This window comes from Pseudomonas putida (genome assembly GCF_002741075.1).
Taxonomy (GTDB): Bacteria; Pseudomonadota; Gammaproteobacteria; order Pseudomonadales; family Pseudomonadaceae; genus Aquipseudomonas; species Aquipseudomonas putida_T.
This window is the reverse complement of the sequence record NZ_CP016634.1, coordinates 3,088,525-3,111,612: the sequence shown is the minus strand read 5'-3', so window position 1 is coordinate 3,111,612 and position 23,088 is coordinate 3,088,525. Positions and strand designations below refer to the sequence as shown.

At 59.7% G+C, this 23,088-nt stretch carries 26 protein-coding genes and 4 tRNA genes; 21 read left to right on the top strand and 9 right to left on the bottom strand.

Features of this window, described 5'->3' with window-relative positions; all coding sequences use genetic code 11:
- Window positions 1-35: 35 nt before the first annotated feature.
- Genes IEC33019_RS28210 through thiO form a run of 5 tightly spaced genes read left to right on the top strand, consistent with a single transcriptional unit; the run spans window position 36 to window position 3,062 of the window.
- Complete coding sequence (locus tag IEC33019_RS28210; protein ID WP_070093369.1) at window positions 36-383, top strand: type IV pilus modification PilV family protein; 348 nt, start codon at window positions 36-38, stop codon at window positions 381-383.
- Complete coding sequence (locus IEC33019_RS14655; protein ID WP_070093368.1) at window positions 380-1,048, top strand: PilW family protein; 669 nt, start codon at window positions 380-382, stop codon at window positions 1,046-1,048. The genes IEC33019_RS28210 and IEC33019_RS14655 overlap by 4 nt, the downstream gene beginning before the upstream one ends.
- Window positions 1,045-1,530 (top strand): hypothetical protein, encoded by a 486-nt coding sequence (locus tag IEC33019_RS14650; RefSeq protein ID WP_070093367.1) that lies wholly within the window; start codon window positions 1,045-1,047, stop codon window positions 1,528-1,530. The genes IEC33019_RS14655 and IEC33019_RS14650 overlap by 4 nt, the downstream gene beginning before the upstream one ends.
- A gap of 1 nt (window position 1,531) precedes the next feature.
- The gene (locus IEC33019_RS14645; RefSeq protein WP_070093366.1) at window positions 1,532-1,930 is read left to right on the top strand and encodes a type IV pilin protein; all 399 of its coding nucleotides are present in this window, start codon (window positions 1,532-1,534) and stop codon (window positions 1,928-1,930) included.
- A 34-nt stretch (window positions 1,931-1,964) separates the two neighbouring features.
- Window positions 1,965-3,062, top strand: coding sequence for a glycine oxidase ThiO (gene thiO, locus IEC33019_RS14640; RefSeq protein ID WP_070093365.1), 1,098 nt, complete (start codon window positions 1,965-1,967; stop codon window positions 3,060-3,062).
- A gap of 115 nt (window positions 3,063-3,177) precedes the next feature.
- Here thiO and IEC33019_RS14635 read toward each other — a convergent pair whose 3' ends face one another.
- A complete protein-coding gene (locus tag IEC33019_RS14635; protein WP_043209659.1) occupies window positions 3,178-3,408 on the bottom strand; it encodes a PP0621 family protein in 231 nt (76 codons plus the stop codon).
- Window positions 3,409-3,501: 93 nt separating this feature from the next.
- Window positions 3,502-4,521, bottom strand: a complete 1,020-nt coding sequence (locus tag IEC33019_RS14630; RefSeq protein WP_043209657.1) for an outer membrane protein assembly factor BamD — start codon at window positions 4,519-4,521, stop codon at window positions 3,502-3,504.
- Between the two features lie 148 nt (window positions 4,522-4,669).
- Here IEC33019_RS14630 and rluD point away from each other — a divergent pair, with 148 nt between their 5' ends.
- The 6 genes from rluD (at window position 4,670) to IEC33019_RS14600 (ending at window position 9,836) form a co-directional block, all read left to right on the top strand.
- The gene (rluD, locus tag IEC33019_RS14625) at window positions 4,670-5,632 is read left to right on the top strand and encodes a 23S rRNA pseudouridine(1911/1915/1917) synthase RluD (RefSeq protein ID WP_099593725.1); all 963 of its coding nucleotides are present in this window, start codon (window positions 4,670-4,672) and stop codon (window positions 5,630-5,632) included.
- The gene (gene pgeF / locus IEC33019_RS14620) at window positions 5,629-6,366 is read left to right on the top strand and encodes a peptidoglycan editing factor PgeF (RefSeq protein WP_070093363.1); all 738 of its coding nucleotides are present in this window, start codon (window positions 5,629-5,631) and stop codon (window positions 6,364-6,366) included. The genes rluD and pgeF overlap by 4 nt, the downstream gene beginning before the upstream one ends.
- A 297-nt stretch (window positions 6,367-6,663) precedes the next feature.
- Window positions 6,664-9,228 carry an ATP-dependent chaperone ClpB gene (gene clpB, locus IEC33019_RS14615; RefSeq protein ID WP_070093362.1) on the top strand — a complete coding sequence of 855 codons (2,565 nt, stop codon included), beginning with the start codon at window positions 6,664-6,666 and terminating at the stop codon, window positions 9,226-9,228.
- A gap of 369 nt (window positions 9,229-9,597) precedes the next feature.
- Window positions 9,598-9,673: transfer RNA gene (locus tag IEC33019_RS14610), tRNA-Asn, on the top strand.
- A 4-nt stretch (window positions 9,674-9,677) separates the two neighbouring features.
- Window positions 9,678-9,754 (top strand) — tRNA-Pro (locus IEC33019_RS14605).
- Between the two features lie 6 nt (window positions 9,755-9,760).
- Window positions 9,761-9,836 (top strand) — tRNA-Lys (locus IEC33019_RS14600).
- A 327-nt stretch (window positions 9,837-10,163) separates the two neighbouring features.
- On the opposite strand, the gene IEC33019_RS14595 is transcribed toward IEC33019_RS14600, so the two are convergent.
- The 3 genes from IEC33019_RS14595 to IEC33019_RS14585 all read right to left on the bottom strand — a co-directional run bounded on the left by IEC33019_RS14595 (window position 10,164) and on the right by IEC33019_RS14585 (window position 12,480).
- Window positions 10,164-11,459, bottom strand: coding sequence for an NAD(P)/FAD-dependent oxidoreductase (locus IEC33019_RS14595; RefSeq protein ID WP_070093361.1), 1,296 nt, complete (start codon window positions 11,457-11,459; stop codon window positions 10,164-10,166).
- An 84-nt stretch (window positions 11,460-11,543) separates the two neighbouring features.
- Window positions 11,544-11,717, bottom strand: coding sequence for a DUF3094 family protein (locus IEC33019_RS14590; RefSeq protein WP_043209647.1), 174 nt, complete (start codon window positions 11,715-11,717; stop codon window positions 11,544-11,546).
- Between the two features lie 133 nt (window positions 11,718-11,850).
- Window positions 11,851-12,480: a DUF1780 domain-containing protein gene (locus IEC33019_RS14585; protein ID WP_043209644.1), complete on the bottom strand. Its 630-nt coding sequence runs from the start codon at window positions 12,478-12,480 to the stop codon at window positions 11,851-11,853.
- Window positions 12,481-12,550: 70 nt separating this feature from the next.
- Between IEC33019_RS14585 and IEC33019_RS14580 the strand changes: the two genes are divergently transcribed.
- The 4 genes from IEC33019_RS14580 to IEC33019_RS14565 all read left to right on the top strand — a co-directional run bounded on the left by IEC33019_RS14580 (window position 12,551) and on the right by IEC33019_RS14565 (window position 15,403).
- Window positions 12,551-13,294 (top strand): energy-coupling factor ABC transporter permease, encoded by a 744-nt coding sequence (locus IEC33019_RS14580; protein ID WP_070093360.1) that lies wholly within the window; start codon window positions 12,551-12,553, stop codon window positions 13,292-13,294.
- Window positions 13,295-13,550: 256 nt separating this feature from the next.
- Window positions 13,551-14,039 (top strand): Hcp family type VI secretion system effector, encoded by a 489-nt coding sequence (locus IEC33019_RS14575; RefSeq protein ID WP_070093359.1) that lies wholly within the window; start codon window positions 13,551-13,553, stop codon window positions 14,037-14,039.
- Window positions 14,040-14,048: 9 nt separating this feature from the next.
- Window positions 14,049-15,026, top strand: coding sequence for a hypothetical protein (locus IEC33019_RS14570; protein WP_070093358.1), 978 nt, complete (start codon window positions 14,049-14,051; stop codon window positions 15,024-15,026).
- A gap of 5 nt (window positions 15,027-15,031) precedes the next feature.
- The gene (locus IEC33019_RS14565; protein ID WP_157765892.1) at window positions 15,032-15,403 is read left to right on the top strand and encodes a hypothetical protein; all 372 of its coding nucleotides are present in this window, start codon (window positions 15,032-15,034) and stop codon (window positions 15,401-15,403) included.
- An 89-nt stretch (window positions 15,404-15,492) separates the two neighbouring features.
- On the opposite strand, the gene yacG is transcribed toward IEC33019_RS14565, so the two are convergent.
- From yacG to IEC33019_RS14545, 4 genes are read right to left on the bottom strand one after another with little or no spacing between them, the layout of a single operon-like run.
- Window positions 15,493-15,693 carry a DNA gyrase inhibitor YacG gene (yacG, locus tag IEC33019_RS14560; protein ID WP_070093357.1) on the bottom strand — a complete coding sequence of 67 codons (201 nt, stop codon included), beginning with the start codon at window positions 15,691-15,693 and terminating at the stop codon, window positions 15,493-15,495.
- Entirely contained in the window at window positions 15,690-16,313 is a 624-nt protein-coding gene (gene coaE / locus IEC33019_RS14555) for a dephospho-CoA kinase (RefSeq protein WP_070093356.1), read from the bottom strand. Before coaE ends, yacG begins: the two co-directional genes overlap by 4 nt.
- Entirely contained in the window at window positions 16,313-17,179 is an 867-nt protein-coding gene (locus IEC33019_RS14550) for a prepilin peptidase (protein WP_070093355.1), read from the bottom strand. The genes coaE and IEC33019_RS14550 overlap by 1 nt, the downstream gene beginning before the upstream one ends.
- Window position 17,180: 1 nt before the next feature.
- Window positions 17,181-18,389, bottom strand: coding sequence for a type II secretion system F family protein (locus IEC33019_RS14545; RefSeq protein WP_070093354.1), 1,209 nt, complete (start codon window positions 18,387-18,389; stop codon window positions 17,181-17,183).
- A 218-nt stretch (window positions 18,390-18,607) separates the two neighbouring features.
- Here IEC33019_RS14545 and IEC33019_RS14540 point away from each other — a divergent pair, with 218 nt between their 5' ends.
- The 6 genes from IEC33019_RS14540 (at window position 18,608) to trfA (ending at window position 22,538) form a co-directional block, all read left to right on the top strand.
- Window positions 18,608-19,018: a pilin gene (locus IEC33019_RS14540; protein ID WP_070093353.1), complete on the top strand. Its 411-nt coding sequence runs from the start codon at window positions 18,608-18,610 to the stop codon at window positions 19,016-19,018.
- A gap of 82 nt (window positions 19,019-19,100) precedes the next feature.
- Window positions 19,101-19,176, top strand: a tRNA-Thr gene (locus tag IEC33019_RS14535).
- A gap of 165 nt (window positions 19,177-19,341) precedes the next feature.
- A complete protein-coding gene (locus IEC33019_RS14530; RefSeq protein WP_099593723.1) occupies window positions 19,342-20,526 on the top strand; it encodes a tyrosine-type recombinase/integrase in 1,185 nt (394 codons plus the stop codon).
- Window positions 20,527-20,555: 29 nt separating this feature from the next.
- Window positions 20,556-21,305 carry a hypothetical protein gene (locus tag IEC33019_RS14525; protein WP_157765891.1) on the top strand — a complete coding sequence of 250 codons (750 nt, stop codon included), beginning with the start codon at window positions 20,556-20,558 and terminating at the stop codon, window positions 21,303-21,305.
- A gap of 115 nt (window positions 21,306-21,420) precedes the next feature.
- Window positions 21,421-21,624, top strand: a complete 204-nt coding sequence (locus tag IEC33019_RS14520; protein WP_099593719.1) for a helix-turn-helix transcriptional regulator — start codon at window positions 21,421-21,423, stop codon at window positions 21,622-21,624.
- A 2-nt stretch (window positions 21,625-21,626) separates the two neighbouring features.
- On the top strand, window positions 21,627-22,538 hold the full coding sequence (trfA, locus tag IEC33019_RS14515) for a plasmid replication initiator TrfA (protein ID WP_099593717.1): 912 nt from the start codon (window positions 21,627-21,629) through the stop codon (window positions 22,536-22,538).
- Window positions 22,539-23,088: the final 550 nt, after the last annotated feature.

The following is a 23,088-nucleotide window of genomic DNA, read 5'->3' as shown; positions in this document are numbered from 1 at the left end:
GAGAGCAAGGGCAGGAAATTTCCCAGGAGGGAAGGATGCAAGCGAGGGAGCGCGGCATAACGCTGTTGGAAGTGTTGTTGACGATGACTGTGCTGGCGCTGGGGTTGTTCGCCGCCGCCGCGCAGCAGTTACGCGGGTTGCAAGTGAGCGATGAGGCGCGACGCGACAGTCAGGCGGTCTATCTGGCGCAAGGGCTGCTGGAGCGGGGCAGGGCGGTCGGTGTCTTGCAGGAGGCTGATCGTGCTGACTGGCAAGCGCAGATCCACCGGCTGCTGGGGGCTTCGGCGCAGGGGCGGGTGACGGGTAGCGCTGAGACTTGGTCTCTGGAGATTCACAGGTCTGGCCAGGCGCCCATTCGCTTGCAGGGCAGGGTATCGCCATGACCCGTACCCAGGCGGGCTTCGGATTGCTCGAAGCCCTGCTGGCGCTGGCGATCGGGCTGGTGCTGCTGGGAGCGGCGAGCCAGGTGTTCGTGTCCACGTACCAGGCTTGGCAAGCGCAGGCCGCTTCGGCGCGGCTGCAGGATGACGCCCGGCTGGCATTGCAACGCATGGCCCAGGACATTCGCTCGGCCGGGATGTTGGGCTGCCTGCGTCACGAAGCCATTAGCTTCGATAGCCCGGCGGCCGCCGAGGCATTTACTCAGCCTGTTCGCATCGCACGAACCGGCGACGGACGCCTGGAGAGCTTGAGCCTGGTCGGTGAGCAACTGCCGGGTACAGGCAGGCAACCGGACTGGATACTGCTGACTGACTGCTTGAGCTGGGCGCAGGTCAGGAATGCGCGTGATGCCCAAGCGACCAAAGACGCACTGGGCTTGCCCATTCAGCGTGTCACCTACCAGTTGCTGGGCAATGACTTGCGGTTGGTACGTGGCAATCAGTCCCAGACGCTGATCGACCAGGTGCGTGATCTGCGGGCCGCGCTGGTGTCGACGGGGGAGGGTGCCCGCGTCGATGTGCAGCTCACGTTGTTCGATCCTAGGCAGCAGGTCGAGCTGCGGCATGAAATGAGCGTGGCACTGCGCAACCGGTTGCCTGAATCATGAGGCGTCAACGTGGCATCGTCCTCTTGACCGGGCTGCTGCTGAGTCTGCTCGTGGGGCTGCTGGCGGCATCGGCGCTGCAGGATGCCTTGCGGCTGGCGCGCTCGACCGCTCAACTGGTGATCAGCGCCCAGGCACTGGAGCAAGCCGAGGCAACTTTGCTGGAGGGGCGTGACCGCTTGCTGCGGGCGCCGCCTGGGCCCTGCGCGCCACCCTGTGCGCCGCCCGTCGAGGCGCATGACGTGCGAGGTAGTAGCGCGTCGTGGCAGCGGGCGGAGCAGGGGTTCTTCCTGCTGCAGAACCTGGGCGAAACCACCCAGGCGGTGCACGTACCCGAGGGTGTTGCTGTGCGTGTGTTCAGGGTTACGGCGGTAAGCCAGCACTCGACGGCTCGGCATGTGCTGGAGGCGGTCTACGCCGTGGAGACAGGGCAAGCGACGAACGTCCAGCGCCTGCTGTGGCGTCAACGGTTGAGGGAGCAGTGACATGCAGCGAGGCCTTGGCCTGATCGAGTTGTTGATTGTCCTGGCCGTGACCGGCATTCTGGCAGCCATTGCCTACCCCAGTTACAGCGACCAGCTCAGGCGCGCCGCGCGAAGCGAAGTGGTTGGCCTGCTGCAGGACGCAGCCCTGCGTCTGGAGCGCCATCGAGTGCGCACCGGCCGGTACGCCGACCCTGACCCTCAAGTACCGCCATTGCCTGCAGGCACGCGTCATTATCGCTTGCAGGCGCAGCGTGACGACGACAGCTTCGTGCTGGTCGCCAGGCGCCTGCCTGCGAGCACGATGGCCGATGACCGTTGTGGCGACTTCCAGCTCGACCAGGCTGGGGTACGTGACAACCCAGGCGCTGGCATGCCGGTCGAAGATTGCTGGGGACGTTGAAGGCCCGGTTTTAATTCAGGTAGTGGATCGACAGATGAGCAAGCAAGTAGTGATTGTCGGCGGTGGGGTGATCGGGCTGCTGACGGCGTTCAACCTGGCGCCGAAGGTCGACCAGGTGGTGGTATGTGATCAGGGCGCGGTGGGGCGCGAGTCCTCCTGGGCGGGCGGCGGTATCGTCTCGCCGCTGTATCCCTGGCGCTACAGTCCGGCGGTGACTGCCCTGGCGCATTGGTCGCAGGACTTTTATCCACAGCTGGGCGAGCGCCTGTTCGCTTCAACCGGTATCGATCCGCAAGTGCACACCACCGGCCTGTACTGGCTGGATCTGGACGACGAAGCCGATGCCTTGGCCTGGGCCCAGCGTGAGCAGCGCCCATTGAGCCCTGTGGATATCTCGGCGGCATACGATGCAGTACCGGTGCTTGGCCCTGGCTTCAAGCGTTCCATCTACATGGCCGGGGTGGCCAACGTGCGTAACCCACGCTTGGTGAAGTCACTCAAGGCCGCCTTGCTGGCAATGCCCAATGTGACTCTGCGCGAGCACTGCCAGGTCAGCGGGTTCTGTCAGGAGGATGGGCGAATTACCGGCGTGCACACGGCCGATGGCGTGCTGGCGGCGGACGAGGTGGTCCTCAGTGCCGGTGCCTGGAGTGGCGACCTGCTGCGAACCCTGGGCCTGGCGCTGCCAGTGGAGCCGGTGAAGGGGCAGATGATCCTGTTCAAGTGTGCCGAGGACTTCCTGCCGAGCATGGTCCTGGCCAAGGGGCGTTACGCCATTCCACGCCGTGACGGGCACATTCTGGTGGGCAGTACCCTTGAGCACGCCGGATACGACAAAACTCCCACCGACGAGGCGCTGGAGAGCCTGAAGGCATCGGCGGTGGAGCTGCTGCCGGCACTGGCCGATGCTGAGGTGGTTGCCCACTGGGCGGGCTTGCGGCCCGGCTCGCCGGAGGGGGTTCCCTACATCGGGCCGGTGTCCGGGCATGAAGGGCTTTGGCTGAACTGTGGGCATTACCGCAATGGGCTGGTGCTGGCGCCTGCATCATGCCAACTGTTCACGGATCTGTTGACCGGCGCAGAGCCGATCATCGATCCGGCGCCCTATGCGCCAGGCGCGCGTCTGATTTGACTCCGCAGCGCTTTGCCCCCACAGGATCACTGTGAACCCTGTGGGAGCTGGCTTACCCGCGGATAGGCCGGCGCAGGCAACACAAGCCAGACGCTCCTACAGCGAACGATCTATATCAGCGCTGCTGCCCGGGTCCTTGCTCCAGGTGGGCCTGGCTGCAATACCAGTCATTGCCCCGGCGCAGAGCACGGTCATTGGGCAGGTGCACGCCGCAGTGGGCGCAGCGCACCATCTTCAGCGGGTCATCGAGCTTGGGCTCGGAAGACGACTGCTGGCTGGCGTTGAATTTGCGCCACAGCCAGAACGCAGCGCCGATCACGGCGATCCAGAAAAGTAGACGAACCATGGTGTCCAGTTTGTCGAGAGGAAAGAGCGACAGTCTAGGGCGCAGCCAATAAAAAAGGGAGGCCTTGGGCCTCCCTTTCTGTTGTGCGTGATATCAGTCGAACAGACCAAAGGTCATGTAACTGAACCACGAACGGTCTTTTTCGGCTTCTTTCGGGCCTTCCGGCAGGATCGGGTTACCGTCTTCGTCCTTCGGCAGCAGCTCTTCAGGCATCTCCGAGCGTGCGTCCTGGAACTGCTTGACCACGTCCTGGTTGGCGCGGGTTTCACCCGGCGGCAGCGGGGTCTCGGTTTCGATCAGGCCCAGGGTGGCCTTGGACAGCCAGGAGCGGTTGTCGGCTTCTTCCTGCTTGGGCTGGAATTGACCGTCGACCAGGCTCGGGTGATCCGGGTAGTTGAGCTTGAGCGTTTCCAGGCTGGTGGCAGCCAGCTCGTCCAGGTGCAGGCGCTGGTAGGCCTCGACCATCACGGCCAGGCCGTCGCCGACCGATGGGGTTTCCTGGAAGTTCTCGACCACGTAGCGGCCACGGTTGGCGGCGGCCACATAGGCCTGGCGGCTCAGGTAGTAGTCGGCGACGTGGATCTCGTAGGAGGCCAGCAGGTTGCGCAGGTAGATCATGCGCTGCTTGGCGTCCGGCGAGTAGCGGCTGTTGGGGAAGCGGCTGGTCAGCTGGGCGAACTCGTTGTAGGAGTCGCGGGCGGCGCCCGGGTCACGCTTGGTCATGTCCAGCGGCAGGAAGCGCGCCAGCAGGCCACGGTCCTGGTCGAACGAGGTCAGGCCCTTGAGGTAATAGGCGTAATCGACGTTCGGGTGCTGCGGGTGCAGGCGGATGAAGCGCTCGGCGGCGGATTTGGCGGCCTCCGGCTCGGCATTCTTGTAGTTGGCGTAGATCAGTTCCAGCTGCGCCTGGTCGGCGTAGCGGCCGAACGGGTAGCGCGATTCCAGGGCCTTGAGCTTGTTCACGGCGCTGGTATAGCTGTGGTTGTCCAGGTCGGCCTGCGCCTGCTGGTACAGCTCGGCCTCGCTGAGGTTCTCGTCGACGACTTCCTTGTTGGAGGAACAGGCAGCGGTGAGCCCGAGAATGGCGATCAGCAGCAGGTGTTTCACTTGCATGGCGGCTTGCGTCCCTTTGACGGCCGCTGTCTTGGGCGGTGCCGTCCTGTTATGATGAGCGCCCCCGGCCAAACCCGGGGCAAAAGAAGCCGTATTTAACCACAAGCGTGCAGCTGAAACCAAAGGCTGTGCGCCCGCCGAATCGAGCATGTCCGAGATCATTCAACTTAGCGCAGAGGTCCCGTCCGAACTGGGCGGCCAACGCCTCGACCAAGTCGCCGCCCAACTCTTCTCCGAGTACTCGCGCTCGCGCCTGTCCTCGTGGATCAAGGACGGCCGCCTGACAGTCGACGGCGCGGTACTGCGCCCGCGCGATATCGTCCACAGTGGCTCCGTCCTGGCCCTTGAAGCCGAGCAGGAGGCCCAGGGTGAGTGGGTAGCCCAGGACATCGAGCTGGATATCGTCTACGAAGACGACCAGATCCTGGTGATCAACAAGCCTGCCGGGCTGGTGGTACACCCGGCGGCGGGCCATGCCGACGGCACCCTGCTCAACGCCTTGCTGCACCATGTGCCGGACATCATCAACGTGCCGCGTGCCGGTATCGTGCACCGTCTGGACAAAGACACCACCGGCCTGATGGTGGTGGCCAAGACCCTGCAGGCGCAGACCAACCTGGTCGACCAACTGCAAAAGCGCTCGGTCAGCCGCATCTATGAGTGCATCGTGGTCGGTGTCGTCACCGCCGGTGGCAAGATCGACGCGCCCATCGGCCGTCATGGCGGCATGCGTCAGCGCATGGCGGTGACCGACGGTGGCAAGCCCGCAGTCAGTCACTACCGTGTGCTCAAGCGCTTCCGCTCGCACACCCATGTGCGGGTCAAGCTCGAGACCGGTCGTACCCACCAGATCCGTGTACACATGGCCCATGTGGGCTTCCCGCTGGTCGGCGACCAGACCTACGGCGGGCGCTTCCGCATTCCACCGGCTGCCAGCGTGGCCATGGTCGAGGCGGTCAAGTACTTCCCGCGCCAGGCCCTGCATGCGCGTTTCCTGGCGCTGGACCATCCAACCACTGGTGAACGCATGGAGTGGGCTTCACCGCTGCCGGACGACTTCGTCTGGCTGCTGTCGCTGCTCGCCCAGGACCGCGAGAGCTTTATCGGATGAACGACCTGACGCAGTCGCTGCTGATCCCCGACTGGCCGGCCCCGGCCTCGGTGCGCGCCTGCGTCACTACCCGCGAGGGCGGCGTCAGCCTGCCGCCCTACGAGACGTTCAACCTCGGTGACCACGTGGGCGACGACCCGGTTGCGGTCGCCGAGAACCGCCGTCGCCTCAGTGATACCTTTGGCATTCGCCCGGCGTGGCTCAAGCAGGTGCATGGCCTGGTAGTGGCCGACGCCGACCCGGCTGTTGTCGTCGAGGCCGACGCCAGCTTCACCGACCAGCCTGGCATCGCCTGCACGGTGATGACCGCCGATTGCCTGCCGGCCCTGTTCTGCGATCGCGCCGGTATTCGCGTGGCGGCTGCGCATGCGGGCTGGCGCGGGTTGGCCGGCGGTGTGCTGGAGGCCACGCTCGATCGTCTCGGCGTACCCGCCGATGAGGTGCTGGTATGGCTGGGCCCGGCCATCGGGCCGCAGGCGTTCGAGGTGGGGCTGGAGGTGCGCGACGCCTTTACTGCCGTGCACCCCGAGTCTGCTGCAGCTTTCGCCGAAGGTGAGCGGCCTGGCAAGTTGATGGCCGATATCTACCAGCTGGCCCGCATCCGCCTGGCGGCCCGTGGGGTGACCGCTGTCTATGGGGGTGGTTTCTGCACGGTCAATGACCCGCGCCTCTTCTCCTATCGCCGCACGCCGCAGGGTGGGCGCTTCGCTTCGTTGGTCTGGTTGCAGCGCTGACGCCCTGTGGGGGCGCTTCGCGACCCATCGCAGGCTTCGCCAGCGCCTGCCTAAAGTATCCCCAGATCCTACAGATCTCACTGCAGTGGGGCAGTCTGCGAAACCTCGTGGGCGCTGGCGACATCTGCGAGTGGCGCGCAGAGCGCTGCCGGTCAAGATCTGCACTGCTGACCTATGTCAACCCCGCTAAGCTTGAAAAAACCAGAATCAGCCTTATCTATTGGGTCATCTCAGGCAGGTTCTTCATTACAGGTGCTGTCCATCGCTCCGCCTGCCCTTTAAAGGAAGGTATCCCCCATGCGAATAGACCGACTGACCAGCAAGCTGCAACTGGCATTATCCGATTCCCAATCCCTGGCCGTAGGTATGGACCACCCGGCCATCGAGCCCCTGCACTTGATGCAGGCGCTGATCGACCAGCAAGGTGGTTCCATCAAGCCGCTGCTGATGCAGGTCGGCTTTGACATCAATGGCCTGCGTCAGGCCTTGGTGAAAGAGCTGGATCAGCTGCCGAAAGTCCAGAATCCCACGGGCGACGTGAACATGTCCCAGGACCTGGCGCGTCTGCTCAACCAGGCTGACCGCCTGGCCCAGCAGAAGGGCGACCAGTTCATTTCCAGCGAGCTGGTGCTGCTCGCCGCCATGGACGAGAACAGCAAGCTTGGCAAACTCCTGCTCAGCCAGGGCGTGAGCAAGAAAGCTCTGGAGAACGCCATCAACAACCTACGCGGCGGTGCGGCGGTCAACGACCCCAATGCCGAGGAGTCGCGCCAGGCCCTGGACAAGTACACTGTTGACCTGACCAAGCGCGCCGAGGAAGGTAAGCTCGACCCGGTGATCGGCCGTGACGACGAGATCCGTCGTACCGTGCAGGTCCTGCAGCGTCGTACCAAGAACAACCCTGTGCTCATCGGTGAGCCTGGCGTGGGCAAGACCGCCATCGCCGAAGGCCTGGCCCAGCGCATCATCAACGGCGAAGTGCCAGATGGCCTCAAGGGCAAGCGCCTGCTCGCCCTGGACATGGGCGCGCTGATCGCTGGCGCCAAGTACCGCGGTGAGTTCGAAGAGCGCCTCAAGTCGTTGCTCAATGAGCTGTCCAAGCAGGAAGGCCAGATCATCCTGTTCATCGACGAACTGCACACCATGGTCGGCGCCGGCAAAGGCGAGGGCGCCATGGATGCCGGCAACATGCTCAAGCCGGCTCTGGCCCGTGGCGAGCTGCACTGCGTTGGTGCCACCACGCTCAACGAGTACCGCCAGTTCATCGAAAAAGACGCAGCGCTGGAGCGTCGCTTCCAGAAGGTGCTGGTCGAGGAGCCGAGCGAGGAAGACACCATCGCCATCCTGCGTGGCCTGAAGGAGCGCTACGAGGTGCACCACAAGGTGGCCATCACCGACGGTGCCATCATCGCCGCGGCCAAGCTGAGCCATCGCTACATCACCGACCGGCAGTTGCCAGACAAGGCCATCGACCTGATCGACGAAGCGGCCAGCCGCATCCGCATGGAGATCGACTCCAAGCCTGAAGTGCTCGATCGCCTCGACCGTCGCCTGATCCAGTTGAAGGTGGAGTCCCAGGCGCTCAAGAAAGAAGAAGACGAGGCTGCGAAAAAACGCCTCGAGAAGCTGACCGAGGAAATCGAGCGTCTGGAGCGCGAGTATTCCGACCTCGAAGAAATCTGGGCCTCGGAAAAAGCCGAGGTGCAAGGTTCTGCGCAGATCCAGCAAAAGATCGAGCAGGCCCGTCAGGAGCTCGAAGCCGCCCGCCGTAAGGGTGACCTGAGCCGCATGGCCGAGCTGCAATACGGGATCATCCCTGATCTTGAGCGCAGCCTGCAGATGGTCGACCAGCACGGCAAGACCGAGAACCAGTTGCTGCGCAACAAGGTGACCGAAGAAGAAATCGCCGAAGTGGTCTCCAAGTGGACCGGCATCCCGGTGGCCAAGATGCTCGAAGGCGAGCGCGAGAAGCTGCTGAAGATGGAAGCGTTGCTGCACCAGCGTGTGATTGGCCAGAACGAAGCTGTGACCGCCGTGGCCAACGCCGTGCGTCGTTCCCGGGCCGGTCTTGCCGACCCGAACCGGCCCAGCGGCTCGTTCCTGTTCCTCGGCCCGACCGGCGTAGGCAAGACCGAGTTGTGCAAGGCGCTGGCCGAGTTCCTCTTCGACACCGAGGAGGCGATGGTGCGGATCGACATGTCCGAGTTCATGGAGAAGCACTCTGTGGCTCGCCTGATCGGCGCGCCACCCGGATATGTCGGCTACGAGGAGGGCGGCTACCTGACCGAGGCGGTGCGTCGCAAGCCGTATTCGGTGGTGCTGCTCGATGAAGTGGAGAAGGCTCACCCGGACGTGTTCAACGTGCTGTTGCAGGTACTTGAGGATGGCCGCTTGACCGACAGCCATGGCCGTACCGTGGACTTCCGCAATACGGTGATCGTGATGACGTCCAACCTGGGCTCGGCGCAGATCCAGGAGCTGGCCGGTGACCGCGAGGCACAACGTGCGGCGGTGATGGACGCGGTGGGGTCGCACTTCCGTCCGGAGTTCATCAACCGGATCGATGAAGTGGTGGTGTTCGAGCCGCTGGGTCGGGACCAGATCGCCGGTATTACCGAGATCCAGCTTGGCCTTCTGCGCAGCCGCCTGGCCGAGCGCGAGCTGTCGCTGAGCCTGAGTCCGGAGGCCTTGGACAAGCTGATCGCGGTCGGTTACGACCCGGTGTATGGCGCACGACCGCTCAAGCGTGCGATCCAGCGCTGGATCGAAAACCCGCTGGCGCAGTTGATCCTCGGTGGGCAGTTCCTGCCTGGCGCGGCGATCACCGCCAAGGTCGAAGGCGACGAAATCGTCTTTGCCTGAGCCCGGCAGTGTAAGAAAGAGCCCCGCATATGCGGGGCTTTTTCGTTTTGGAGTCCTGATGGTAGGCCTGTCGATGTGGGGGGAAGACAACGCAACCCCCTGATTTTTCTGGGTCCTATCTAACTTGCTGAATATTTTGAAAAAAATGCTTGCACAGAAAATCGAGTGCCCCTAATATACGCCCCGCTGTCAGGCACTACACAGATCACCGGCGGTACAAGGGATCTGAAAACAATTTGCAAATCAGTAACTTGAAAGCAAATTGGGGGTTGACAAGCAAAACGAAGAATGTAGAATAGCCGGCCTCAGCAGCGACAACGCTGAAGAGTTCGAAGCTAACACAGACTTCGAAGTTGTACGAAGTTCAGTTCCGCGATAGCTCAGTCGGTAGAGCAAATGACTGTTAATCATTGGGTCCCTGGTTCGAGTCCAGGTCGCGGAGCCAATTTCGGGGTGTAGCGCAGTCCGGTAGCGCGCCTGCTTTGGGAGCAGGATGTCAGGAGTTCGAATCCCCTCACCCCGACCATTTTCCGGGTCGTTAGCTCAGTTGGTAGAGCAGTTGGCTTTTAACCAATTGGTCGTAGGTTCGAATCCTACACGACCCACCATGTAAAAAGGGCATCTCGAATGAGATGCCCTTTTTCTTTTGCCTGGAATTTATCCAGGCGTGACACCGCTAGCTTATGGAGTGGATTCACCCGCGCTAGCGAGTGAATTCACTCCCGTATTCGCGGGTAAACCCGCTCCCATACGTCACGACAACGCCTGTCAGCGGCGCTTCATGATATTTCTAGCATTGCCCGGCGTTGGCGCACAAAAAAAGCACCTTCCGGTGCTTTGATGTCTATCGCCGCCCCTGTGGGTTTACCCGCGAAAGCGATAGTCGATTCACTATCGTGCTCGCGGATAACTCCACTCCCCAAAGTGAGGGCCTGTCAGTGCAGCTTCAGGCGCGGCTCGGTACCCCGGCCAATCTTGCTCCCCAGCATCATCAATGCCGTGCGGAAGAATCCGTACAGCGCCATCTGGTGCATCCGGTACAGCGACACATAGAACATCCGCGCCAACCAGCCTTCCAGTTTCACACTGCCCATCAGGTTACCCATCAGGTTGCCCACCGCCGAGAAGCGCGAGAGTGAAACCAGCGAGCCGTAGTCCTTGTATTCATAGGTCGACAGCGGCTTGTTCTCCAACCGAGCCTTCAGGCTTTGGGCAAGCATCGAAGCCTGCTGGTGCGCGGCCTGGGCCCGTGGCGGTACGTTGCGGTCGCTACCTGGTTGCGGGCAGGCGGCGCAATCGCCGAAAGCAAAGATGTTGTCGTCGCGGGTGGTCTGCAGGGTCGGGCGCACCACCAGTTGGTTGATGCGGTTGGTCTCCAGGCCATCGATGTCCTTGAGGAAGCCCGGCGCACGGATGCCTGCCGCCCATACTTTCAGGCTGGCCTGGATCACTTCGCCGGAGGCCGTCTTCAAGCCATCCTCGGTCACTTCGCTGACCGCCGCGTTGGTCATCACTTTCACCCCGAGTTTTTCCAGGGTCTTGTGCACCGGCACACTGATGCGCTCAGGCAGGGCGGGCAGCACGCGAGGGCCAGCCTCGATCAGCGTGATGTGCATGTCCTTGGGCTGGATGCGGTCCAGGCCGTAGGCCGCCAGTTCGTGGGCCGCGTGGTGCAGCTCGGCGGCCAGTTCCACACCGGTGGCGCCGGCACCGACGATGGCCACGCTGATCTTTTCGCTGGCCACATCGCCGGCATGGGCACGCAGGTAGTGGTTGAGCAACTGCTGATGGAAGCGCTCGGCCTGCTTGCGGGTATCCAGGAACAGGCAGTGCTGCGCCGCGCCCAGTGTGCCGAAGTCGTTGGTATTGCTGCCCACTGCGATGACCAGGGTGTCATAGCCCAAGATGCGCGCAGGCAGCAGTTCGCGACCCTCTTCATCGAGGGTCGCGGCCAGTTGGATCTGCTTGGTTTCACGCTCCAGGCCGCTCATGCGCCCCAGTTGAAAATTGAAGTGATTCCACTTGGCCTGGGCCACGTAGTTCAGTTCGTCTTCCGAGGAGTTCAGCGAGCCGGCGGCCACTTCGTGCAGCAGGGGCTTCCAGATGTGCGTGAGGTTGGCGTCGACCAGGGTGATCTCGGCCTGCTTGCGCTTGCCCAGGCTTTTACCCAGGCGGGTCGCCAGTTCCAGGCCGCCGGCGCCGCCGCCGACAATCACGATGCGATGAGTCATGGGGATATCTCATAAGGTTTAAGGAATTCTTGGCCCCAAGGGCCGGCCGCGACAGGGGCGAGGGGAGGGCGAGCGCAAGGCAGCTCATAGCACCAGTCCACTCAACAGGCGGCTAAGCAGGCCCAAGCCGATGGTCACTGCCACCACCACCACAAGGAGCAGCAATGGCCGGAATGGCTTGCGCTCGACTCGATGCTGAGGGGCTTGCAGGTATTCATCGACACGACGCTGATCTTCTGGATTCAAGCGGCTGGTCATGGTGGGCCTCGTCAGATAGACGCTTGTGACTGCGTAAACACCACAGGGTTCTCGCAAGCACTTGATATCGAATGATAATGCTTTCTATCACTGGCGCCGAGTGTACGCCATCGCAAAGACTCTCGGCAGTGGATCAAAGACTGATACCGACATCGAAGACGATGCTGCGCCCCAGGTTCCCGCGCAGGAAATCCGGCGCGTCGGGGTGAGCGAACAGTACCCGTGCGAAGGTCGGCCCCACCAGCGACAGCGAGCGCCAGCCCTGGCGCAGGTATTCGGTGGGCGGCGGGAAGTGGCTGTTGAGGTCCAGCACCTCGCGCTTGAGGCTGGCGAAGGCGATGATGTCCAGCTCGCTCAGGTCCAGCCCGCGCTCCCGGTAGTTGTGCGCCTTCTTGCGCAAGGTCGGGGCCAGGCGCCCGAGCAGCTCCTGGGCACTGATCCGCCTTGGCCGCGCCTCGCGACGCACCAGTTGGCTCAGGGAAAACGCACTGCGCCTTCGCTGCAGTTCTTCGCGCCATTCGTCATTGAGCCGGCGCCCTTCATCGAGCACGAAGAACACCTCGAAGGCCGCATCGCGAAACAGCACGTCGGGCGGCTCCTGGCCTGCGGGAGTGAAGTCCTCGCTACGGTAGGCGATGTTCAACCCTTGCAACAGGCGCTGGCACACCCAACGCTCTCGTTCCCATTTACGGGCGTTGGAGAGAAAGGCATTGGCTTGTTCCGCCTGGATGGTAAGCAGGCGCAGGTAGTCTGAGTCATCCATGGGAACAAGCTTAGTCGTTAATCCATGACGGTAAGATGCTGTTTGTGCGTAGGAATCCGGTGGTCAAACGATGGCCCCGGCAATCGGGTGTAGACTCGGCCTATCCACGACCGTCCGAAGGAGCGAATCGGTGATCAGTGCGCAGGTCCTGTCCACCACCAGCCTGACCCTGGGCTGGCTCGGCTATGTGCCCTTGTTGATCTGGGCCTTGAGCCGTACGCGCTGGGTCGAGCTGTTCAGCGACAGCCGCCGGCAGCACCTGCTGTTTGGCACGGTGTTTGGCCTGTTCGTGCTGTGGTTGGTGCGACGCGACTTCGACACGGGCGTGTCCTACCACTTCATCGGCATGACCGCCGTGACCCTGCTGCTGGACTGGCCGCTGGCGATCCTCGGCGGTTTCCTCGCCCAGCTGGGATTGCTGGCGCTGGGGCGCCAGGACCTGGCCGCCTTGGGCGTCAACGGCTTGTTGATCATCGGTCTGCCGGTGCTGGTCACCGAAGTGTGCGCGATCCTGGTCGAGCGCGCCCAGCCGCGTAACCTGTTCGTCTATATCTTCTCCGGGTTCTTCGCCGCAGCCTTGTCGGCCTTGTTGTGCGTGCTGGCCGGGCTAGGTCTGCTGTGGCTGGACGGGCGCTTCGCCATGCCGGAATGGCTGTCGGACTTCATCGGCTACCTGTGGCTGATCATCTTCCCCGAGGCCTTTATCAATGGCACGGTGATCAGCGCGTTGGTGGTGTTCTGCCCGGAATGGTTGGAGACGTTCAATCGCACCCGATATCTACAAGCGCCTTGGAATGATGACGAACGCCAGTGACGTGGCCGCTGTAGGAGCGGCCTTGCGTCGCGATGGGGCGCAAAGCGCCCCTTGCCAAATCCGTCATCCTGTTTCTCGAAAATGTCTAGAAATTCTTCGCTACATGTTCTTCCGAAATACCGGTAGTCCATTTCCGATTTGCTATTTTTGCCGCCTTGACGCCATTGCGATGCCTTTCCCCAAAGCCTAGTCTCGCTCAGCACGACCCATTATGAGTCTTTTGTCAGTTTCGGAAATTGCCAAGGAGAAGGTGAGTATGTCTGTTGATGCGTTTATCCAGATTGATGATATTGCTGGTGAAGCACTGGACGAAAAGTACAATAAGTGGATTGAAATCACCGGGTATAAGTTTGGAGTCAGCCAAAGTACCTCTGCCACCGCGAGTTCTGAGGGCGGCGCATCGTCAGGGCGTACTACCCTGACCAATTTCACGTTTATCAAGTATCTGGACAGTGCCAGCTGTAAGTTGATGGAGGCCAGTTGTGCCGGTCAGCACCTCAAGGAGGTGAAACTGGCGCTTTGCCGAGCGGGTGGTGAAAAACTCAAGTACTTCGAGGTCATTCTTGAAGAGGTGATCATTGCTGACTATGCGCAGGAGGTTAGCGCTGGCGTGCCCATGGAAATTGTGCAGCTTAATTATGGCCGGATTAAGACGACCTATACTCAGCAAAAGCGAATTGATGGCAGTGGTGGAGGAAATGTGGCAGGCGGATGGGACCGGATCGCTAACAGAAAATATGCGTAAGGTAATCGCATGTCTGACGCCCGGTATTTCATAAATCCTAAAACACAGACCTATGACTCGCTCAAGGCCACTCTAGATTTTTCAAAATATGAGAGTGCCAAGTTTGATGTCCTGAATGCGCATATTGTAAATAACGTGGTAGGGGTAGGTGAAGTGGTCATCATGGGTGATCCAACCACGCCTTCTTGCACCAGCCAAGAGGCATACCTGATGAAAAAAGCGGCCGATACGCATGCATCTTTGCTGCTCACTGGCCCTGGCAGCGACGATTTCCTTCTGGACAACCTTGATTTGGTAAAAAGCTTGCTTGCCCATGCCTCATTGGGGATTGGCGCGAGCAGCAGCGCCTGGAGTAAGCATCTTGATGGAATCAGAGCCACGCTTCTGGAAATCGAAAAGCTGTACCAAGAGTCTCTGAGCAGCGGTACCCTCAAGGCTCGCAATGAGTTCTATGCCAGACGCACCGCTTTGTTCATGAAGCTGGAAGCGCAGCTGGATAATATGGCTGCTTATGGCTCCAGATTGCGCCGCGAAGGCTCGGTCAAAAGAATGCTGCATATTTCAACTAAAAGCTATCTGCATACGGGAGAGATCGCGGGATATGCTGAAAAGATTTCGGGTGTGGCAAAAGCCAGCAAACTGCTCAGGATGGGCACGCCGATTGGTATTTCGCTGGACGTGACGGCAACGGGGTTGTCGATCTATAAGGCTTGTACTTTAGGTCGTGAAGATCAGTGTAGGGAGGCCAAGTATATCGAAGGAGGTTCGTTGATCGGTAATGTGGGAGGAGGCGCTATTGGAGGCGGTGCTGGTGCTGCTGCAGGGACTTTTTTGTGTAGTGTGGTATTTGGTATTCCCACTGCGGGTACAGGTGCTTTTGTCTGTGCCGTTGTGGGTGGAGCCGCTGGTGCTGTAGTTATGGGTGAGACATTAGGTGATATTGGAGGGGAGCTTGGGCAGTTTTTGTATGAAAAGGTAGGCGGGTGAATATAGTGGATATTATTTGGATAAAAATGGTTTTTTTTATCTTGACGGTATTTGCCAGTTTTACTTTGATTTACCTTGCGCATCGTTATGTTGAGTACTTTGAAGCGCTGTTGCCAGGTAGTGCTTTGGTAGATGTGAATAAAAAAAATTTCGTTCACGCAGGGCTGCTTGGAAAAATGGTGCGTGTCTGTTTGATCGCATTGATGCTGAGTGTTCCAAATTTTTGTGTGCGTAGGAATTTTTTGAAAATGGAGGAGGTTGACCGCTTTCCTATTGGTTTCAGACGTGTGCTTGTGGGTTTGTGGTGTCTAATTGTGTTTTTAATACTTGGTGTGCTTTTTATAAATAGTCAGATATATATGCTTTTTGATGATTAAATTTCTTGGCTTTTATGGTGACTGCGAGCCGCGATCGCGATGGGGCGCAAAGCGCCCTTCGCAGATCAGCATTCAGCGCGGCACTGTGATCAATGCCGCGGCTCCAAATCCCCGGTATACAACTCATCCTCCGACTCTTCCGAAGCCGGAATCTTGTGCTCCTCAGCCGCCCAGGCGCCCAAGTCGATCAGTTTGCAACGATCAGAACAAAACGGCCGAAACGGGCTCTTCTCGCTCCATTCCACAGGTGCCCCGCAGGTCGGGCAGTCAACGGTCAGTGGCTGGCTCATGGCTGGCCTCCTCGTAAAGTCAGGTAAAAGTGATGCAGACGGTCGATCTGCTCATGCAACCAGCCCAGGTCCCGGTCGTTGACCACCACGTCATCGGCATGGCGCAGCCGCTCTTCTCGGGCGGCCTGGGCCTTGAGAATCGCCTGCACTTGTTCGGGGCTGGTGTTGTCGCGGGCCAGGGTGCGTTGGATCTGCAACTGCTGTGGCGCATCGATCACCAGCACGCGCTGGGTCTTCGCGATCTGGCCAGACTCCACCAGCAGCGGCGATACATAGATCGCATAAGGCGACTCCGCCTTGGCCAGGTAGCTGAAGATCTCCTGGCCGATCAGCGGATGCAGCAACGCCTCCAGCCACTGGCGTTGGGCGGGGTCTGCAAAGATCAGTTTGCGCAGGGCGGCGCGGTCGAGTTGGCCGTCCTCCTGTAATACGCCCGTGCCGAAGCGCTCGACGATGCTCGCCAGCGCCGGCCGGCCAGGCTCCACGACCCAACGTGCCGCCTGGTCGGCATCGACCAGATGTACACCCAGCTCGACGAATCGCTCGGCTGCAGCGCTCTTGCCGCTGCCGATGCCGCCGGTGAGCCCGAGAATCCAGGGGGTAAATGCCGCAGTGGTCATCAGTGTCCAAACAGTTGCATGTAGGAGAGGTATATTTCATCACCCCAGAGCACTGCGATCCAGCCCGCAATGGCCAGATACGGCCCAAACGGCATGGCCGAGCCTATGGACGCCCTGCGCAAACCCAGCAGGCACAGGCCCATTACCGCCCCCACTACCGACGACAACACCAGCGTTAACGGCAGCACCTGCCAGCCGCCCCAGGCGCCGATCAAGGCCAGCAGCTTGAAGTCGCCATAGCCGAGCCCTTCCTTGCCGGTGAGCAGCTTGAACACCCAATACACCGCCCAAAGGCTCAAATAGCCGATGGCTGCGCCCCAGAGCGCATCGGGCAAGGGCGTGAACAGGCCAAAGGCATTGCACAACAGGCCCAGCCAGAGCGTGGGCATCACCAGCACATCGGGCAGCAGTTGGTGGTCTGCATCGATCAAGCTCAGGCCCAGCAGGCACCAGGTCAACAACAGCGCGAACAACGCTTGCAGCGACGGCCCAAGCTGCCAGGCCAGCACCACCGAAAGCACTGCGCAGCCCAGCTCCACCAACGGATACCGCACACCAATGGCAGCCTTGCACGCCGAGCAGCGCCCGCGCAGCCATAGATAGCTCAGTACCGGGATGTTCTCCCAAGCGCGAATGCGATGGCCGCAATGGGAGCAGCGCGAGGCCGGCAGGCACAGGTCGAAGCGCTCATGCGCCACCACCGGCAGCCCCAGCACCTCCTGCGCCTCACGCTGCCACTGGCGCTCGAGCATGATCGGCAGGCGGTACGCCAGCACATTGATGAAGCTGCCGACCAACAGCCCCAGCAACCCGGCAAAGGCCAGAAACAGCACCGGCTGATCGGCGAAAACAGTCCAAAGATTCATGTCAGACCAAGTTACCCAACTGGAAGATCGGCAAATACATGGCCACCACCAGGCCACCTACCACGACACCAAGAACCAGCACGATGGCCGGCTCCAACAGGCCGGTCAACTGGTCGAGTGCCTGGTTGACTTGTTCCTCGTAGTGGGTCGCGGCCTTGTTGAGCATCTGGTCCAGCGTGCCACTGGACTCACCGATCGCCACCAACTGCACCAGCATCGGCGGAAACAACGCATCCGCTCCCATCGCCTGATGCAGCCCCTGGCCATTGCCCATGCCCTGGCGCAACCGCCCAATCGCCTGCTCATGCACCGGCCCACCGCTCACCGCCGCCACCGTGCCCAGCGCATCGAGCAGCGGCACCCCAGCCCCGTAGGCCGTGCCCAGGCTGCGGGAAAATCGCGCCAACGCCGCCTCGGCCAGGAGCGTGCCCAGTACCGGTAAACGCAACACCTGCCGAGATATCCACAGGCGGGCAGGGGCATGGCGCTGATACAGCTGGCGCAGCGATACACCCAAGATTGCGAGCACGCCCAGCAACCACGGCGCATGCCGCCCCAGCGCTGTGGATAAGTCGATCACCCACTGTGTGAACGGCGGCAGCGCCGAATCGAAACTGGCGAACAACCCCTGAAACCGCGGCACCACCTCCAACAGCAACAACGCCGACACCCCCAAGCCCGTCAGCAACAGCAGCAGCGGATACAGCATCGCCTTGCGCACCCGCCGCTGCACCGCCCGACGCCGCTCCAGCAGGTTGGCGAGCTGCTCCAGCTGCCGATCCAGCGTGCCGGACTGCTCACCCACCCGCACCAGGTTGCAGTACAACCGGTCGAACCAGCCCGGGTGGCGCTGCAGCGCATCGGCCAGCCCCAGCCCCGCGCCCACATCCTGTTGCAATTGCGTCAGCAGCCGCCCCAGGTGTTCATCCCCACCACTGCGCCCCATCACCTCGAATGCCTGCAGCAGCGGCACCCCGGCCTTGAGCAAGGTCGCCAGTTGCCGGCTGAAGCCCGCCGCATCCGCCTTGCCGCGCCCAGCGGGCCAGCGCCATTGCACCCGGCTCGCCGGCCGCACGCGGGCAGCGCGGATGCCCTGGCGCAGCAACTCGGCCCGCACGAACGCCTGGCTGCGCCCCTCGGTGCGGCCGTTGATTTTGTTGCCGTTGGTGGTAGTGCCTTCCCAGGCGTACATGCGTGTCGAATGGCTCATGCAAACGTCCTTAATTGCCGTCCCGACAAGCCCCGTAACAGCTTGTCGCGTCCCTGACCGGGCGGGTTTCCCTGTTGCTCACTAGAGTAGTCCAGCGAGCCCGGCCACCTGACGGGCAGGGGTGACAAAAGGTGTCGGTTCGGCTCTACTGCGCGCCTGTCTGCCCGGGGGCCGAGACTGCAACCCAGGCATAGCCGTATCAACAAGGAAAAACGTTCATGAAAGGGCAACGGGGCATCACCCTGATCGAGCTGATGATTGTCGTGGCGATCATCGGCATCGTGGCGACCATCGCCATACCCATGTACACCAACCAGCAAGCCCGCGCCAAAGCCGGCGCCGGCCTTGCGGAAATCTCCGCACTCAAGACCGCAATGGAGCTGCGCCTGAACGAAGGCAAGGACGTCACCGACGTCGCCGCCCTTGGCGGCCAGCCCACCACCACCCACTGCGCCATCTCCGCCCGCGGCACCGCCGCCGATGGCACAGCCAGCATCACCTGCACCCTCGCCGACGCCCCCGCCAACGTGCTCGGCAAAACCCTCACGCTCACCCGCTCCAGCACCGGCTGGACGTGCACCACCAACGTGGAAGAAGACCTCGCCCCAACCGGGTGCAAGACCTCCTGAGCCAGGTGCCGGGGGAGTGGGAATAAGCGAGGCGAAACAGGCGTTTGCGTAACCGCCACGGCAGTGGTAGCGTTGCGCTCACGCCGGTGTAGCTCAGTCGGTAGAGCAGCGCACTCGTAACGCGAAGGTCGCAGGTTCGATTCCTGTCTCCGGCACCAGTCAATAGATTCATGCAGTGCCAAGCAGTCGCATGAAACCCCTCAGAAGCCCGCCTAGTGCGGGCTTTCTGTTTCATGCGGTGCCATCCGATCCCATCCCAGCGCTTGCTATCTGAGTACCCCTGCGAGTACCTTTGTGCTGTTCAATAATCTATAGGTACTCGCATGCCTTTGACAGTGCTGCAAGTGAAGAACGCCGCACCCCGCGAAAAGGACTTTGGCCTTGCTGACGGAGGTGGCTTATTCCTCTGGATTCGAGCCGCCGGCGGCAAGTCTTGGCGCTTCCGTTTCAGGCTGGACGGTAAGCAATCACACATTTCTTTGGGCACTATCGACAACGTTACGTTGGCGCAGGCTCGCCAGCTTGCGTTTGATGCACGCCAGCTGGTTTCACAGGGACGGCATCCAGGCCTTGAGAGAAAGGTCGCTCGGGCTCAGGCGGCAATTTCTCGTGCCAATACCTTCAAAAGTCTCGCATTGGAGTGGCATCAGCATAAGTCTGCACGCTGGTCAGAAGGGTATGCGACTGACGTCATCGAGGCTTTTGAGCTGGACATCTTTCCGCAGGTTGGAAGCTTGCCTCTGTCTGAGATCAAGCCTATGCAGTGGTTACAGGTCTTCCGCCGCATAGAGTCGCGTGGGGCTTTGGAAAAGCTACGCAAGGTTCGACAGCGCTGCCAAGAGGTGTACCGCTTTGCGATTGCCACCGGCAGGGTCGAGTACAACCCCATTGCAGATATCGGAGGGGCACTTCAAACGCCTACCTCCCGGCACTACCCCTTCCTTCCTATCGCGGAAATCCCAGATCTGATTCGAGGCTTCCAGGCGTGCCCAGGGCATGACGTGGTGAAAATTGCTACCCGTTTGCTAATTCTCACGGGTGTACGGACTGCCGAGCTCAGAGGGGCGCCGTGGTCCGAGTTTGACCTCGACAATGGACTTTGGACGATTCCAGCCCAGCGGATGAAAATGCGCCGAGCCCATCTAGTCCCTTTGTCGACGCAAGCGGTGACTGCGTTGCGTGAACTAGAAGGCATCACAGGTGGTTATACGCTTGCGTTTCCTGGTCGTAATGACCCCGCGAAGCCGATGAGCGAGGCTGCGATAAATCAGTTGCTTAAACGCTCTGGTTACGACGGTAAGGCGACAGGTCATGGATTCCGCCACACGATGTCCACCACTCTGCATGAGCAGGGATATCGTAGTGAGTGGGTCGAGACCCAGCTGGCGCATGTGGATAAGAACAGCATTCGCGGTACCTATAATCACGCTCAATACCTTGAAGGGCGTCGTGAAATGCTTCAGTGGTATGCCAACCGTTTAGACGCTTTGTCGTGCGGTGCTGCCTAGATTTCAATTGAATAAATATGGAGTTCCCAGTGAGTGATGACGCTATGCGCCTGTCTGATCTGGCGCCGATGTACGCCCGATTCTACAAGGTTAGCCCTCAAGAAGCTGCATATGCATTGTATGAATTGATTGAAAGATTATATATTGAGTACGGTGTGAACCGATTTAGTCCGGACTCGGTTAATGATATTTTCTGGGTTGGGTCTGTTGGAGGCTATAAACGTTCAGCTAGAACTCATGTGATTTATTTTCAGGGGTTGAGCAGGTACTTTTACGATATTTTTTGCTCGTCACAACAAAGTGATAAAGATAACTTGGATTGTTATTGTGAGGATGCCCAGCAGTCAATAAGTGTCCCTGCTAGCGTAGTATATTTCTCAAAATCCGCCCTGTCTGAGTGGATTTTGAATGCAGGTTTCGAGTCTCCTGATTTTATGATAAGTGACAAATTGGCTGGGAAGGGAAATAAAGTCGGGGGCGGTGATGAGTTTAGCCGGCAGGAGTTAGGGAGCATCGTTAAGGTTATGAAGGGTTTGCTTGAGGTAATAAAGGCAGTTGACAAGGCTCATCGTGAACCACCTAAGGACTATCATGGTGAAAAGCGTGCTCAGAAGATTAAGAACTTGGCCAATCTGTTTAATAATCCGCCGCGTGATGGATTTGATGTTTGCTCTCACTTGATACTTCTTGCGCAGGAGGCGGAAGTTGATATGCTCTCATGTCATAAGACTTTTCGGAAGTACATGGGGATTGGGCCTAAAAACGGCAAAAAGGTGTGAGCTATCCGTAGAAAATCTTGGGGAACCCTCTGAGAGTTTGGGGTTCCCCATGACTCCTCTATCGCGGTGCCATTGAATTCATAGCCATCCAAACCGGCCCCAGGAGGTCCCATAGATGGCTAATCAGTCTGTATCACCTTTGTTGCTTCGTCTGCCGGGAGTCTGCGCCCTTGTAGGGCTGAGTAAGTCTCAGATCTACCGCTTGATTCGAGCTGGGGATTTTCCTCCCGGAATCTCTCTCGGAGCGAATTCTGTGGCATGGCCGGCGGAGCAGGTACAAGCTTGGGTAGCGGATAAAATCAGTTCGGCTGTTCGTTGACGATGGCTACAAATCCGCCATTTCCACCACGCGTCAATATCAAGATAGAGGAGCTTAGAAAGAGCTCTATTGCTAGGCGTAAGGAAAAAGAGAAAGATAAGCACGTTGAGGTCGAGGTTGAAGCCAAGCGTGAATCACTACCAAGCTGGTCCGACTCAGTTAGGCGTATACCTAATGTAGCTCTTAGATCGGCGTTGTTTGGAACCATGAGGAAGGGGGCGCATCCTTATGTTGAACAAATGGAGGTCAGCGCGCTAGGTGGTGTCAGTATCCTCTATACAGGCGCTCTCCTTGATCAAGGTGATTTGGACGTTTGGGCAGCAGTTCTACATTTGGCGCGAATGCAAGAGTTGGGAGAGGAGTGCAGAATTACTGCCTACCGCCTTTTGAAGGTTTTGGGGAAAACCGACACGGGTAAAAATCGTCGTGTCTTGGACCTGAGCATCAGCCGCTTGAAAGCCACGGCTTTGCAGGTAAAGGTTGGTCGGTACGCATATGAAGGCAGCTTGATTCATGAGGTTTATCGTGATCATCATGAGCGAAGTGAACGAATTTATGTCATACGATTGAATCCGAAGCTCGGGGCGTTTTTTCGTGAAGACCAATTCACCGATGTAGATTTGTCAATAAGGTATGCTCTGCGCGGTAAGCCGCTTGCAAAGTGGATACATGGATTCTATTCCAGTCACGCACGGCCATATGATCTTAAGATCGAAACTTTGCATAGGCTGTGCAGAAGTCAAGCAAGCTCCTTGATTGATTTTAAAAAGGACTTGCTGAAGTCTCTTGAAGCAGTAAAGCAAGCAAGTGCAAATGTTGGTAGACCGTTTAGCTATCTTGTTGACGCTCATTTGATCCAAGTTAAGACGACTCCTAGCGCCTCTCAAAAGCGGCACTTAGATAAGAAGCGTTGATAGCGTCTCAGTCCCGCTGGTACCGTTTCAGCATTCCTGCTCGTAACGTACCAGCCTTCAACTTATACCGTTCCAGCACCCCTGTCGATACCGCTCCAGTACTCCTACCGATGCCGTTCCAGCCCCCCTGTCGATACCGTTCCAGCACCCCTACCGATACCGTTCCCGACCCCTGTCGATACCGTTCCAGCACCCCTGTCGATACCGTTCCAGCACTCCTACCGATGCCGTTCCCGCACCCCTGTCGATACCGTTCCAGCACTCCTACCGATGCCGTTCTAGCACCCCTGAATACCGTTCTAGCACCCTTAGAATGCCGTTCTGATACCCCCATCATTACCGTTCCAGCACCCCTTGGACGATTTGAAAAATCGCGCTCCAGCCCAGTAGGAATAGGGTGTCGGCCGTAGCACGGGAGGCTGCTAATCTCTTACTAATCAAATCTAATCGCTGCTTGCAGTTGGGTGCTAATAACTGACTATGAGAAGAGATTACGATCCCTCTGGAGGGCTTGTTTCACGACTGCTGCCGTCGCATCGTCGCCAGTAGC

Coding starts and splice junctions, on each gene's coding strand:
- IEC33019_RS28210 (WP_070093369.1), top strand. CDS start 36: ATGCAAGCGAGGGAGCGCGGCATAACGCTGTTGGAAGTGTTGTTGACG.
- IEC33019_RS14655 (WP_070093368.1), top strand. CDS start 380: ATGACCCGTACCCAGGCGGGCTTCGGATTGCTCGAAGCCCTGCTGGCG.
- IEC33019_RS14650 (WP_070093367.1), top strand. CDS start 1,045: ATGAGGCGTCAACGTGGCATCGTCCTCTTGACCGGGCTGCTGCTGAGT.
- IEC33019_RS14645 (WP_070093366.1), top strand. CDS start 1,532: ATGCAGCGAGGCCTTGGCCTGATCGAGTTGTTGATTGTCCTGGCCGTG.
- thiO (WP_070093365.1), top strand. CDS start 1,965: ATGAGCAAGCAAGTAGTGATTGTCGGCGGTGGGGTGATCGGGCTGCTG.
- IEC33019_RS14635 (WP_043209659.1), bottom strand. CDS start 3,408: ATGGTTCGTCTACTTTTCTGGATCGCCGTGATCGGCGCTGCGTTCTGG.
- IEC33019_RS14630 (WP_043209657.1), bottom strand. CDS start 4,521: ATGCAAGTGAAACACCTGCTGCTGATCGCCATTCTCGGGCTCACCGCT.
- rluD (WP_099593725.1), top strand. CDS start 4,670: ATGTCCGAGATCATTCAACTTAGCGCAGAGGTCCCGTCCGAACTGGGC.
- pgeF (WP_070093363.1), top strand. CDS start 5,629: ATGAACGACCTGACGCAGTCGCTGCTGATCCCCGACTGGCCGGCCCCG.
- clpB (WP_070093362.1), top strand. CDS start 6,664: ATGCGAATAGACCGACTGACCAGCAAGCTGCAACTGGCATTATCCGAT.
- IEC33019_RS14595 (WP_070093361.1), bottom strand. CDS start 11,459: ATGACTCATCGCATCGTGATTGTCGGCGGCGGCGCCGGCGGCCTGGAA.
- IEC33019_RS14590 (WP_043209647.1), bottom strand. CDS start 11,717: ATGACCAGCCGCTTGAATCCAGAAGATCAGCGTCGTGTCGATGAATAC.
- IEC33019_RS14585 (WP_043209644.1), bottom strand. CDS start 12,480: ATGGATGACTCAGACTACCTGCGCCTGCTTACCATCCAGGCGGAACAA.
- IEC33019_RS14580 (WP_070093360.1), top strand. CDS start 12,551: ATGGCCCCGGCAATCGGGTGTAGACTCGGCCTATCCACGACCGTCCGA.
- IEC33019_RS14575 (WP_070093359.1), top strand. CDS start 13,551: ATGTCTGTTGATGCGTTTATCCAGATTGATGATATTGCTGGTGAAGCA.
- IEC33019_RS14570 (WP_070093358.1), top strand. CDS start 14,049: ATGTCTGACGCCCGGTATTTCATAAATCCTAAAACACAGACCTATGAC.
- yacG (WP_070093357.1), bottom strand. CDS start 15,693: ATGAGCCAGCCACTGACCGTTGACTGCCCGACCTGCGGGGCACCTGTG.
- coaE (WP_070093356.1), bottom strand. CDS start 16,313: ATGACCACTGCGGCATTTACCCCCTGGATTCTCGGGCTCACCGGCGGC.
- IEC33019_RS14550 (WP_070093355.1), bottom strand. CDS start 17,179: ATGAATCTTTGGACTGTTTTCGCCGATCAGCCGGTGCTGTTTCTGGCC.
- IEC33019_RS14545 (WP_070093354.1), bottom strand. CDS start 18,389: ATGAGCCATTCGACACGCATGTACGCCTGGGAAGGCACTACCACCAAC.
- IEC33019_RS14540 (WP_070093353.1), top strand. CDS start 18,608: ATGAAAGGGCAACGGGGCATCACCCTGATCGAGCTGATGATTGTCGTG.
- IEC33019_RS14530 (WP_099593723.1), top strand. CDS start 19,342: ATGCCTTTGACAGTGCTGCAAGTGAAGAACGCCGCACCCCGCGAAAAG.
- IEC33019_RS14520 (WP_099593719.1), top strand. CDS start 21,421: ATGGCTAATCAGTCTGTATCACCTTTGTTGCTTCGTCTGCCGGGAGTC.
- trfA (WP_099593717.1), top strand. CDS start 21,627: ATGGCTACAAATCCGCCATTTCCACCACGCGTCAATATCAAGATAGAG.